This window comes from Kineosporia babensis (assembly GCF_021129305.1).
GTDB lineage: Bacteria > Actinomycetota > Actinomycetes > Actinomycetales > Kineosporiaceae > Kineosporia > Kineosporia babensis.
Genome location: NZ_JAJOMB010000010.1, coordinates 173,535 through 186,991, shown reverse-complemented (window position 1 = coordinate 186,991; position 13,457 = coordinate 173,535). Strand labels below are relative to the sequence as shown.

Below are 13,457 nucleotides of genomic sequence, written 5' to 3'. Positions count from 1 at the left end.
AACCTAGAACCTGGACAGGAACCCGGGGATCTCCTCCGGGGGCAGCGGCCGGGCGAAGTAGTAGCCCTGGCCGACCTCGCAGCCGACGTCGCGCAGCAGGTCGGCCTGGGCCGGGCTCTCGATCCCCTCGGCGGTGGTCTCCAGCGACAGGATCCGGGCCAGGTCCACCACCGTGCGCACGATCGCCAGGTCCTCCTCGACGGTCTCGATGTTGTCGATGAACGACTTGTCGATCTTCAGCTTGTCCACCGGGAAACGCCGCAGGTAGGACAGCGAGGAGTAGCCGGTACCGAAGTCGTCGATCCCGACCTGCACGCCGAGCCGGCGCAGCTCCGACAACTGTGCGGTGATCCCTTCCGGATCCTCCATCAGCACCGTCTCGGTCAGCTCGAGGGTCAGCGCCGAGGCCGGCAGCCCGGTCTCGGCCAAGGTGCTGATCACCTCCTGGGCGAGCACCCCGTCGGACAGCTGCCGGGCCGAGACGTTGATGTTCAGCCCCAGGTCGGGCCAGCCCCCACGGCGCCAGGCAGCCACCTGCCGGCAGCTCTGGACCAGCACCCAGCGGCCCATCTCGATCACCGCGCCGGTCTCCTCGGCGATCGGCACGAACAAGGCCGGCGAGATCATCCCGCGCTCCGGGTGCCGCCAGCGGATCAGCGTCTCCACCCCGAGCGGCCGGCGGCCCGGCAGGTCCATCAGGGGCTGGTAGACCAGCTCGAACTGCCCTTCCGAGAGCGCCCGCCGCAGGTCGCCCTGCAGCTCCAGCCGGTCCCGGGCGTCCGCCTGCATCTGCGGCTCGAACACCACCGCCCGCCGCGAACCGGCCTTCTTCGCCTGGTACATCGCCAGGTCGGCCTGGCGCAGCAGCTCCCCGGTCTCGTGCTGGGCCGCCGCCCCGTTGGCCACCCCGACGCTGGCCGAGACGAAGATGTCCCGCCCGCCCAGCCGGATCGGCCGGGTCAGCGCCGCCATCACCCGCTCGGCCGCGCGCAGCGCCGGGGCCGGGCCCTTGGTGCCCTCCATCAGCACCGCGAACTCGTCCCCGCCGAGCCGGGCCACGGTGTCGGAGTCCCGGATGCACTCACGCAGCCGGCGGGCCACCTCGGCCAGCAGCTCGTCGCCGGCGCCGTGCCCCAGCGTGTCGTTCACCGCCTTGAACCGGTCGAGGTCGATGAACAGCACGCTCACCTCGATGCTCTGGGTCTCGTGAATCCCATCTGCGGAGAGCGCCTGCTTCAGCCGGTCCAGGAACAGCGAACGGTTGGCCAGCCCGGTGAGTGAGTCGTACGAGGCCTCCCGGATCGCCTCCAGCGTGCTGGCGTCGTTCAGGGCCAGGCTGACCTGCTCGGCGAAGGCGCCCAGCAGGTCCTGCCGCCAGTCCTCGGCCCCCAGCCGCTCCGGGGCACTGGTCACCAGGCTGCCGATGATCCGCCCGCTGACGTGCACCGGCGCGGCGATCAGGGTGACCGAACCGGTGGTGTCCTCGCCGTCGGCCTGGGCGGCCACCAGCTCGTCGGCGGCCACCGCGGCCCCGGCCATCCGCAGCACCGCCTCGTCGGTCTCGGAACCGGCCCGGTGCCCGCTCACCGAGGGGATGTTCGGCCGGTCGCTGCCCTGCGGGTCCAGCAGCACCAGGGCCACGAACGCGCCCTCGAGCATGCCGGAGGCGCCCTCGGTGACCGCGTCCATCACCAGCTGCAGCGGCACCCGGTGCGAGATGTCGCGCTGGATCGCCAGCAGGGTCTCCAGCAGACGCTCGCGCTGGCGGACGGTCTCCAGCAGCTTCTCCCGCTGTCGGGCCTCGTCCTCGGTCCGGCGGCGGGCCAGGGCGTTCTCGAACGAGACGGCCAGCTGCCCGGCCACCAGCCGGACCGCGTCCAGCCGGTCGGGCGAGAAGGCGTTGCGGTGCAGGTGGTTCTCCAGCACCAGGACCAGCGTGGTCTCGCCCTGGGCGCGGATCGGCACCACCATCAGGGCGCAGCAGGGCAGGCTGCTGAGGTACTCGTCGGCACTGAACCGGTCGTCCTGGGTGGCGTCGGCGACCAGCAGCGGCTCGCCGGTGCGCTCGGCGTAGCGGAAGGCCGAGACCGGGAAGGCGTTCTCGGTGCTGCGGCCGGGCACCGTCCAGCCCCCGGCCTCGTCCCGCAGCAGCACGGTGACGTCGGTGGCTCCGGTCATCGCGGTGAGCACCTCGACCACCCGGGCGTGCAGCTGGTCGAAACCGGTCTCCTTGCCGATCGCCTGCGAGGCGGTCAGCACCGCGAGCAGGTCGACCGCGTCCTGGTCGTCGGGCGCCGGCGGGCCGGCTTCCGCCCGGTAGTGCAGCTCCGGCTTGGCGGTCCCCACCCGCAGGAACGGGTACTGCTGCCGCAACTGCTCGACCTTCAGCGCCGCGCCCCAGCTCAGGTAGGAGTCCAGGGCCAGGGTGAGCATGCCCCGGGCGCCGTACTCGTGTCCCTGCGAGAGCCGGAACTTCCCGGCCCGCTCGGTGACCATGGCCCGGTGCCAGCCGCGCAGCGCGGGGGTGTGCAGGATCGCGTCGTCGAAGTGCTTCATCGCGGTCTGCGGATCGCCTGCGGCCCAGGCCACTTCGGCGTCGATCCAGGACACCAGGTGGGCGAACGAGGCCGGCAGGTCCTCGGCCCGGCGGGCCAGCCAGTCCCGGCTCTCGGCCACCGCCGGATCGCCCTTGCGGGCCAGCCGCAGCGCGTTCAGCAGATGCGCCTGCGAACCGCTGTACAGGCTCTCCACGTAGGCGAACCGCGGCATCACCTCGTCCAGGTGGGCCTGCAGCGCCTCCTCGTCGTCCAGGATCGCGGCCAGCAACGCCCAGGTGATGTGGTGGTTCACCACTGCGGCCGGGACCACCAGCGGGGTCTCGGTGCTCAGGTCCGGCGCCTGGTTGCCCTGCAGGGCCCAGACGAACTCGTGGTAGGAGACGATCATCTGCCGGGCCGCGTCGTTGCCCATCCGGCCGGCCAGCGCCAGGCCCTGGTCCACGGTGTTCAGCAGACCGCTCAGGTCCGGGCTGAAGTCGAGCATCGAGGCGCACAGCGAGCCGTAACTGAACGCTGCGGTCTGCGGTTCCCCGCCGCGCAGCAGCCCCGACTCGGCCTGCTGCAGGTCGGCGATCGCGGCCTCCAGCGGCTCGAACCAGGGCCGCGCGGTGGAACCGGAAAGGAAGCGGGCGTGCGAGGTCTCGGGCTCGTAGCCGCGCTCGGCGCTGGTCGCCAGCACCCGGTTGACCACCTGGTAGCCGGTCCGGTAGTCCTGGTCACGGCCGATCGTCAGCAGCGCCCCGTGCGAGAGCGCCTCCACCAGCTGGCGTTGCGGGCCGTGCTCGGCCCACATCCGGTAGCTGGTCAGGACCAGCCAGCCGAGCAGGTCGTGGTCCACGAAATAGGCGGCCGGGTTGAGCCGGCGGATCACCGCGGCCCGGGCCCGGACCAGCGGGTCGGTCACCTCCGGCCGGCCCAGGTCGCCGGTCAGGTCGTTCTCCCGGGCCCAGGCGCCGAAGGCCGGCATCCCGGCCTCGACGATGCCGGACAGCTCCTCGGTCGGTGGGATCGGGCTGCCCAGCCGTTCCATCTGCCGACGGCCCAGCGCCAGCGCCTCGGCCACTCGTCCCCGGTTGATGTCGGCCGAGATCTGCAGGCAGGTCGCCTCGTTCAGCCGGACCGGGTCGTCGCAGCGCTGGTTCAGCGCCTCGAACAGCGCATCCATCAGGTCCAGCTCACCCAGACCGTAGACCGTGCGGTGGCGCTCCAGGTCGAGCTTCAGCCGCAGCTCGTCGTCTTCCGGGTTCTCGGTACCGCTCAGCAGTTCCCGCCCCGCCGCGTAAAACCGTTCGGCGGTGACCGGATTCGTCACCCGGATCGCCGATCCGGCGCGTTCCAGCAGATCGGCCGCCCGACGTCTCTCATTGGGCTCCACCAGTTCCGACAACGCCGCCACGTACTGCGCGGCGGCGGTGGTCAGATGCCGCGGATCGTCGGCCAGCCGGTGCGCGATGGTCAGGTGCAGCAGCCGCTCGGCCTCCACCCCGAGCCGGGTCCGCACCAGCTGACGGCTGCGCTCGTGCCGGAACCGGATCATCGAATGCCCCTCCGGGTCGCCGGTGGTGGTCACCACCAGCCCGTCGGTGAGGGCCGGTTCCAGCCGTTCCTCCAGCTCCTCCACCGGCATCCCGGCCGCCCGGGCCAGAGTGGCCGGAGCGCACTTCTGCCCCAGCCCGGCCAGTACCTCCAGCACCGCCACGGTCGGGTCGGGCAGCCGCCGCAACTGGGTCGCCAGCAGGTCCCCGGCGCTCTTCTCGCCGACCAGCCGGCCCCGGATCGTCGCGGCGTCCCAGGTCCAGCCCGCCTCCCCGAGCCGCAGCGAACCCTCGGCCCGCAGCGCGTTCAGCAGTTCGATCGTCTCGTACGGGTTGCCCCGGGTCCGGGCCCCGACCACGTCGGCCAGCCGCGCCGATTCCCGCCGGTCCAGCCGGAGCATCTCGCCCAGCATCTCGGCCAGGTCGTCCCGGGCCAGGTTGTCCAGCCGGACCACCGGAGGCCAGAGCCCGAGCCGGCTCCAGCGCGGCAGCAGGGCACTGATCGGGTGCTCCGGCCCGACCTGGTCGTCGCGAAACGCCCCGACCAGCAACAGGCCGTCGATGTCGCTGCCGGTCAGCACCGCGTCCACCAGGCCGAGCGGGAACGGCGCGGCCCACTGCAGCGAGTCCAGCACCATCACCACCGGCCGCTGGCGGGAGGCGGTGGCCCGCAGCACGTCCAGCGCGCCCTGGCGTACCCGGCTCTGCACCTCCAGCGGATCACCCACCGGCGGGTCCCCGGCCACCCCGAGCACCGGCGCCAGGTCCGGCACCAGCCCGGCGATCAGCGAGGCATTGCCGCCGAGCATGCTGCGCAACCGCTTTCGCTGTTCCACCAGGGCATGGTCCGGCTCGGCCAGCAGCATCCGGCCGAGCGCACCCAGGGCCTCGACCACTGCGTCCGAGCGTAGGTCGGAGTCCGCCACGTCGAACGTGCCGGAGATGAACCAGCCGCCGGAAGCGGCCACGGTCGGGCGCAGCTGGTCGATCAGCGCCGTCTTACCCACGCCGGCGCGGCCACCCACCAGGATCCCGCTCGCGCCGCCCGCGCAGACCTGGGCGAAAGCCTCACGCAGACGCTGAATCTCGGCATCCCGGGCGAACAGCCGCGAGGGGCCGGTGAGCTGATGCGGAAAGTCCTGATCGCCCAGCAGGAACGAGCCGATCTTGGCCAGTTGCCGCCCGCCGTGCCCGCCACCCGCCTTCACCATCTCCTGCCGCAGCCGCTTCAGGTCGTGCAGCAGTCCGGCCGCGCTCTGGTAACGCCGCCCCGGCTCCTTCTCCAGCAGCTTGGTCAGGATGTCCGAGAACGGCCGGGGAAAAGCCGGATTCACCAGGCTCACCGGAGTGGGCATCCGGGCCAGCTGGTCGCGCATCAGGCTGAGTGCGTCGTTCTCGCCCCGCCCGAAAGGTGGATCGCCGGTGCACAACTCGTAGAGCACCACGCCGAGGGCGTAGAGGTCGGCTCGCTGATCCACCGGCTGGGCGGTGCGCCCGGTCTGTTCCGGGGCCAGGTAGGCCAGTCGGTGCACGATCGAATTGGTGTGCGAGTAGCCCGGCTGTTCCCCGGAAAAGAGGGTCGCCCGGTCGAAATTCACGATCATCGGCCGGTTCTGGGGCACAACGAGCAAAATCGTGTCGGGGCTGAGGTCGTGGTGCACCACCCCGCGGGCGTGGATCTGGGTGATCAGGGCGGCCAGGTCCACCGCCACGTCGACCAGCGCCGGCAGGTCCAGGTGCCAGGTCTGGCTGAGCATGAGCTTGCGCAGCGAGTTACCGCGAAACGCCTTCACGTGGTAGATCGGCCCGGTCACCCCGTCGACCAGCTGGGGCACCCCGGTGATCCCGCGCAGCCGCTCCATCACCGCCGCCGCGTGCCGGGCCCGCGCCGAGGCGTTGGGTCCGCGCATCTCCCGGCGGATCAGCGCTTCCTCGCCGCTGCCGATCCGGGTGATCCGCCCGAACTGGTCGTCGTGGATCAGCACCTCGCCCGGGGCCAGGCCGGCCGCACCGGCGGTGACGTCCGCCGGCCGCTGTCCTGGAACCGTGTTCTCGGCCCGGGTCTCGTTCCCGTTCCCCGGTTCCGTGTTCGTCATTCCTGGCGCCTCGCAATCCCCGTTGCTCGGGGTATCGCCAGAAGAGGGGGCGGCCTTGACGTCGGTGCCTGGGTTTGTGCCTACGGTCAGGTTCTCCAACTAGGGACGATCGCCGCACCAAAGTCCCAAGCCCCACCTTCGGGGCAGGAACCTTCGGAACTTTCCTGGCTTCGGCGCATGCCTGACCCCTCGGTTCGGCCACTCTTCCCAGGTTGCCCGCCCAGCCGCAGTGGAAGCACTCTGACCGAAACCCAGGGCCCGGGATCGGCGACCGACACGACTGACCCGGTCGAGCGTCCTCAAGTGGTTTCAATGGCGCAGCGGCCTAGGCTGGACAAATGTTAGATGCGAATCGAACAGACGAAAGTATCCCGTTGGCCGACAACGCCCCGTACGGCGTCTGGCTCGGCACCTCCGCCTTCGCCGACTACCAAGGGCGAGAGAACGAGTTCGCCGCCGAGCTGCAGAAGCTGGGCTTCCCGTCGCTCTGGCTGGGCGGTTCGTGGGGCTCGGACCTGAGCGTGATCGAGCGCCTGCTGTCCGGCAGCGAGCGCCTGGTGGTGGGCACGTCGATCGCCAACATCTGGCGGGATCCGGCCGAGGAGGTGGGCCGGGCGTACACCCGGGTGGCCGAGCGCTTCGGTAACCGGTTCGTCCTCGGCCTGGGTGTGGGGCACCACCCGCAGACCGAGTTCAACCAGGGCCAGTACGCCAAACCTCTGGCCAAGCTGGCCGCCTACCTCGACGTGCTGGACGGAATCGTTCCGGTGCCCAACCGGGCGCTCGCGGCGCTGGGGCCGAAGGCCCTGGAGCTGGCCCGCGACCGGTCGGCCGGGGCCCTGCCCTACCTGACCACTCCGGAGCACACCCGGATCGCCCGCCAGGCCCTCGGCCCGGACCGTCTGCTGATCCCGGAGCAGAAGGTGGTGCTGAGCGAGGAACCGGACGAGGCCCGAGGTCTGGCCCGCGCCGTCCTGAAGATGTATCTGGGCCTGCCCAACTACGTGAACGCCTGGCGGCGGCTGGGCTTCGAGGAGCCGGACTTCGCCGACGGCGGCAGCGACCGGCTGATCGACGCGTTGTTCGGCTGGGGCCCGGACGCCCTGGACCGGGTGCGCGAGCACCGCGCGGCAGGCGCCGACCACGTCTGCGTACAGCCGATCCCGCGGCCCGGGCGCAGCGCGCTGGACGAGCTGCGGATCATCGCCGACCAGTTGCTGTGACGTCGGAAGAGGGCGGCCGCGACGGGCCGCCCTCTTCTCACTTCTCGCTCTCGCCCGGTTCTTCGTCCGAGGTCTGCTTCTTCTCCGGCCCGGGCTGCTCGTCCGGCTGGGTGAGCGTGCGCTTGCGCTGGGCCCGGCCCAGCCCGGCGATGAACTCCGGGTCGTCGTCCGGGCCGACCGGGTACTGGGTCATCCCCTGGGCGGCCCAGCCGGTGCCCGCCGGATGCCCGGGGGCGTGCTCGTGCCGGCCCCGCCGCGGCCCGGAGGCCAGCAGCCACAGCACCGCCCCGAAGAGCGGGATCACCAGGATCACGGCGATCCACTGGCCGCGGGTCAGGCGGTAGAGCTCCTCGGCCGGAGTCTGCAGGGCGTCGAACACCGAGTAGACGATCAGGCCGATGTAGAGCAACGCGGGCAAGGCGGTCAGCAACACGTCGGCGCTCCCCCTTCAGTCGGTTTCCGATACCGGCGCACCAGGCGCATGGCATCCCTCGGCCGGGTCACTGCTGCTCGAACCGGACCGGGAGAAATCCGTCCCCACCAAGCCTGCCACGTCGGCTGCCCGATGTGACCGGCGACGGCCTGAGAGTAGGCCGGTAATCCGCCGGAGGGCGCGGCGATCAGTAGTAGTAGGGGTACGGGCTCCAGTCCGGATCACGCTTCTGCAGGAACGCGTCGCGGCCCTCCACCGCCTCGTCGGTCATGTAGGCCAGCCGGGTCGCCTCGCCGGCGAACACCTGCTGGCCCATCAGGCCGTCGTCGGTGAGGTTGAACGCGAATTTCAGCATCCGCTGCGCAGTCGGGCTCTTGCCGTTGATCTCCGCCGCCATCTGCAGCGCCGCGTTCTCCAGCTCGGCGTGGTCGGCGACCTCGTTCACCGCGCCCATCCGCTGCATCGCCTCGGCGTCGTAGGCCCGGCCCAGGAAGAAGATCTCCCGGGCGTTCTTCTGCCCCACCATCTTGGCCAGGTAGGCGGAGCCGTAGCCGGCGTCGAACGAGCCCACGTCCGCATCTGTCTGCTTGAACCGGGCGTGCTGCCGGCTGGCCACGGTCAGGTCGCAGACCACGTGCAGGCTGTGCCCGCCCCCGGCGGCCCAGCCGTTGACCACGGCGATCACCACCTTGGGCATGGTCCGGATCAGGCGCTGCACCTCCAGGATGTGCAGCCGGCCGCCCTCCACCTTGGTCCGGGCGTCGTCCACCGTGTCGGCAGTCTCACCTTCCGCGTACTGGTACCCCGAGCGTCCCCGGATCCGCTGGTCCCCGCCGGAGCAGAAGGCCCAACCCCCGTCCTTGGCGCTGGGGCCGTTGCCGGTGAGCAGCACCGTGCCCACGTCAGGGGTACGTCGGGCGTGGTCGAGGGCCTGGTAGAGCTCGTCCACGGTGTGCGGACGGAAGGCGTTACGGACCTCGGGGCGGTCGAAGGCGATGCGCACCGTCCGGCCTGCGGGCCCAGAACGGGTACATCTGTGATAGGTGATGTCGGTAAAGTCGTAATCGGGAACCGACTCCCACGACTGCGGATCGAAGATCTCGGAAACGGTCTCGCGGTGGGGAGTCGTCACCCACCGAAGAATAGGCTGGCCGGCCTCGCGAACCGGCCCGGCCCCCGCGGAGCGAGCCCCAGGGCGGGGGTGATGGTCAGGTGGTTCGCGATCCACGGATGAGGTTCACCCTCCGTGGGCAGGACGCGGTCTGGTACTACCAGGACCGCTCCCACAGCCATGTCCTGGTCGACCCCGACGCGGTGAGCCGCTCGCAGGCCCCCGGTTTCGTCCGCCCGGTCGAGTTGTGGGGTGCGCGTCAGTGGCTGCGCCCGCCGAGTGCTCCGGTGGTGCGGTACGCCCAGATGTTCGGCTCCCTGATCTCGCTTGAGGACGAGGGGGCGCCAGTAGCGCTGCCCGGTGGCCATGCGGTCGACCGGGCTCAGGTGGTCGACTTCGTCGGTGGCCCCGACTTCCGGCTCGGCGCCCTCGGACTGCTGATGGACGCGGTGGCGGCGGCGATCTCCGGCGGCCCCCCGGTGGTGCTGGCGGCCCCAACGGTAGACGTCGGGGTGCGGTGGATCGGTTTGGTCAGCTTTCTGGCTCCACCCCCGGTGAGCCTGCGCATCTCTTTCTCCAGTTACGAGCGCCTCACCGACGTGCTGGCCCGGGCGAGCGCGGAGGCCGGCGGGGAAGGCGACCTGATCTCGGCCGCCCTGCAGGAGGACGACCCGGAAGGCTGGCGTACCCCCACGGTCAGCGTCATCCTCGATTCGGATCTGGACTCGGCCCGTACTCTGCCCCGCGGCCAGCAGATGCCGGTGGTGCTGGTGGACCCGCGGGTCGAGGCCACCCTCGTCGCCTCCGGCGGCCCGGCGCACCGCCGTACCCACCTGGGCCAGAGCGTGCAGGTCACCGACTGGTCCCGCCTGGCCCTGGACGCGGTCTGCGAAGAATCCGGCGCCCTGGAGCGCTGCCTGCGCCGGCTCGACGAGATCAGCCTGTCCACCCCGCCCACCGGCGGCCCGCGCGGAGACTGGTGGCCGGGCGGTCGGACCGCGGCTTCCGACGTCAGCCCCGACATCCAGGGCGCCGCCTGGTTCCTGGCCGCGGCCGTCGCCCTTACCCCGGGCCTTCCGCTGGCCCTGCCCACGGCCACCCGCATCATCCTGCGCGACACCCCGCTGAGCCTGCAGTTGTCCGACGACCTTGCCGCTGCCCTGGCCGCGCTGGTCGCCGCCACGGTGGACAACGCCGAGCAGGCCTGGACCCGGCTGGTCGCCGCCCGCCAGTCCGACCCACCCCGCCCGGCCCTGGTCCAGGCCGCGTTCGAGAGCTACCTCTACCTGGCCCTGGAAGACGACGACTGGCTCCTGCGCCAGGCCCCGCCCCTGCCCGAGACCATCCGCTTCGACCCCGGTCTGGCCAGCCGCCTGCGCGCGCCCCTGGCCAAACTCACCGACCGCCTGGCCCGCCCGGCCGCAGGCGGAGAAGCAGACGTCCGCCACGGCGTGCTCCTGCTCCGGGCCATCGACTTCGCCCACCGCACCGCTCGCCTGGTCCACGGCCCCGACCTGGCCGCCGCCGGCCTGGAACTCCTGGCCGACCGAGCGGCTCGCATGCTGGTGTCCAGAACTGTTGTTGAGCCGTCCCCGCAGATCTCGCCGAACCAGATCGCCCCCGCCCGGCCGGGAGCCGATGAACGTTCCTCCGGATCAGGCTGGCCGGGCGTTCCGGAAGAGCCCCTGGCGCCCGGAGCCTCCCGCGCGTTCGGTACAGCGAACACCCCCGGCAGTGCCTTCCACGCGCGCCGAGTCGCGGGTGCCCGCACGCCGAAGAATCCCGAGAATGCCCCAAGGCCAGAGGACGACCGCGGCAGCACCGACCATCCCGCCACCACCCCGCCTTCACCCTCCGCGGGCGCCGCGCCATCACACTCCACGGACGTCTCACGTTCACATTCCGCGGGCGCCTCCCCTTCGCACCCGACGAGCGCCTCGCCATCACACCCTGCGAACGTCTCGCCATCACACCCCGCGGACACCTCGTCTTCGCACCCGACGGACGTCTCACCTTCACACTCCGCGGACGGCTCGCCTTCGCACCCCGCGGACGCCTCGCCTTCGCGTCCCACGGGCCCCTCAACCGTGCGTCCCATCACCCACGACGCACCAGATACCCGTGAACCCCGCAGCCCTCACGTCGCCCCCAGCGGCCATGACACCCCTCCTGAGCGCGGAACTCCCGGCGCGCCCGACACCTTCGGCGCCCGCAATGCACTGAGCGGCCACGGCGCTCACAACCCCACGGACGCTCACAACCCCACGGACGCTCACACCCCCACGGGTGCCCACGACCCCAGGGACGTCCACACCTCGTCGGATGCCCACGGCCCCACGGACATCCACAGCCCGTCGGGCGCCCACAATCCCACCGGCGGGCTCAATCCCACGGGCGTCCATCACTCCGCAGGCGCCTACAACCCCACGGGTGCCCACGACCCCAGGGACGTCCATGACCCCAGGGGCGCCCACACCTCGTCGGATGCCCACGGCCCCACGGACATCCACAGCCCGTCGGGCGCCCACAATCCCACCGGCGGGCTCAATCCCACGGGTGTCTATCACCCCGCAGGTGCCCACAACCCCACGGGCGCCCACAACCCCACCGGCGGGCTCAATCCCACGGGCGCAACCAACCCCGGTGACCCGTTCGACGCGTACGACGGGCCCGTCGAACTAGGGGCCCGGATCGCGGAACTGGCCGGACCGCTCGACCCGGCCGCGCTCGTTCGTTGGATCGTTCCGCACCTGGCCGAGACCGGGTACGCCCCGGACGGCTGGCTGCATTCCCGGGTACTTCCCGGCGAACGTCTTCCCGCGGCAGTTCTGGCCTTAGTCGCTCCCGCGGTGGATGCAGACCGTCTGGCCCGACTGCGTCCCGAAGAACTGGCCGCCGCCGATCTGGGCTGGGGCCCGGACCGGGTGGCGCTGGAGGTGGCCGTTGCCTGCGCCACCGGCCGGATCGTCGGAGACCCACGGTTGCGGGGGCCGGCCGTGCGGCATCTGCTGCGCACTGCCGTCGACACCAATCCCCAGGCCGACCCGGAGCCGCTGGTCGCCGGCATCTTCGATCGGCTGGCGGCGGGGGAGCCGTGGAGCGCTGCGTTGTTGCTGCAGATCGCCGAGCCGGCGCCGGAGAAACTGGCGCCGCACCTGGTTCCGGTGGCGCTGCGTCATCTGGGCGACTGGCTGGACGACCTGGACAGCGCCCGGCTGGCCGCGGCTCTGCTCAAGCGCATCGACTTCCTGCCTCGCCGCGATGCCGCCGGCCGTGAGCGCCCGCGCCGGGCCGGGGTGACCGACGCCCAGGCCCAGTTGCTCAACCTGCTGGCCATCACCGGGCCGGGCTGGCCGGAGCAGGACGAAGGGCTGCACCGGCGCGCCGCCGAACTGCTGATGTTCGCCGACCGCGCCTGGCCGGGCCTGGACAGCACCGAGCGCAGGCTGATCGCGCCCCGGGTGGCGGTGGCTGCCTTTGCGGTGGCGATCGCCGCGGAACCGGCCCAGCGCGAGACCATGCTGCGCTCGCGACTGCCCGTGGTGCCGGTGGGCAGTGCTTGGCGCGAAGCGGTGCCACTCGGTCTGGAAGCAGCCTTGCCCTCGATCGGAGCCATGCTGCGGCAGAACAAGCATCGCCTGGCCGGTGAGGTCGTGATCGCCTCCACCCGGGCCATGCTGCACCCGGGCGATCTGTCGCCTCAGGCGCTGCCGGACACCGGTACCGACGTACCCCGGCTGCCGGCGTTGCCGATCGGGCCGGTGCTGCGTCAACTGGTCGAGTCGGAGGGCACCACCTCGGCCGGTCCGTTCGGAATCGGCCCGGGCCCCAATTCCGAACCGGACCAAAGCAGGAACGACCCGCAAGCCCGGCTGGCCGGTCACCTGGCAGCACTGGTCGATGCGGAGATCCGGGCGGCGGTCGGCCCGGTGGACCGCCGGGGACTGCGCGAGTTCTGGGAGAACGCCTTGCCCGGCGCCACCTTGGCAGCAGACCCGTTCCCGCTGAGCACCAACGAGCCCGAGATCGTCCCCGGAAAGATCGTGGGCGAAAGCGGCCCGGATCGAGACCTGCGCTCGCGGCTGCGCGCCTTCGGCGGCTACATCTCGTCAGCCCGCCCAGGTCAGCGCCCCGAACTACCGTCGGGCCCGACACCGATCCGTACCCCGCCGCACGGCGTGATGCCGCGAGACCTGACCCCGCCCCACGGCCTGACCCCCGAAGAAGGCCGGACTGCAGAAACCCCGATCGAGGACGAGTCCCCGGCCGCCCCCGCCGAAGAGCAGGACGCGCAACTACGTCGTCCCCGTGGCGCGCAGCGCGCCGTCAACCGTCCGGGCTGGCACAACTGGCTGCGCTCGGTCATCCGCCGCGACTAGGTCCTGGCTTGCGATCGTCGTCTGCGCAAGGCATCCCGATGAGCAGCCTGGACACACCCGGCCAGATCCCACGTAGACACTGTTACCAGTCCCGCTTGGTCTCGCCCGTGTCACCGAGGGCC

Annotated in this window: 5 protein-coding genes; 2 read left to right on the top strand and 3 right to left on the bottom strand. The window is 71.6% G+C overall.

The features are described from left to right. Positions 1-3: 3 nt before the first annotated feature. Positions 4-6,189, bottom strand: a complete 6,186-nt coding sequence (locus tag LR394_RS19750) for an EAL domain-containing protein (RefSeq protein WP_231444061.1) — start codon at positions 6,187-6,189, stop codon at positions 4-6. 374 nt (positions 6,190-6,563) lie between these two features. On the opposite strand from LR394_RS19750, the gene LR394_RS19745 reads away from it, so the two are divergent. Continuing rightward, positions 6,564-7,412 (top strand): LLM class F420-dependent oxidoreductase, encoded by an 849-nt coding sequence (locus LR394_RS19745; protein ID WP_231444059.1) that lies wholly within the window; start codon positions 6,564-6,566, stop codon positions 7,410-7,412. A 37-nt stretch (positions 7,413-7,449) separates the two neighbouring features. Here LR394_RS19745 and LR394_RS19740 read toward each other — a convergent pair whose 3' ends face one another. After that, complete coding sequence (locus LR394_RS19740) at positions 7,450-7,845, bottom strand: PLD nuclease N-terminal domain-containing protein (RefSeq protein WP_231444057.1); 396 nt, start codon at positions 7,843-7,845, stop codon at positions 7,450-7,452. Between the two features lie 187 nt (positions 7,846-8,032). Continuing rightward, on the bottom strand, positions 8,033-8,977 hold the full coding sequence (locus LR394_RS19735) for a 1,4-dihydroxy-2-naphthoyl-CoA synthase (protein ID WP_231444055.1): 945 nt from the start codon (positions 8,975-8,977) through the stop codon (positions 8,033-8,035). A gap of 98 nt (positions 8,978-9,075) precedes the next feature. Here LR394_RS19735 and LR394_RS19730 point away from each other — a divergent pair, with 98 nt between their 5' ends. Next, positions 9,076-13,335: a GAP1-M domain-containing protein gene (locus LR394_RS19730; RefSeq protein WP_231444053.1), complete on the top strand. Its 4,260-nt coding sequence runs from the start codon at positions 9,076-9,078 to the stop codon at positions 13,333-13,335. Positions 13,336-13,457 lie beyond the last annotated feature (122 nt).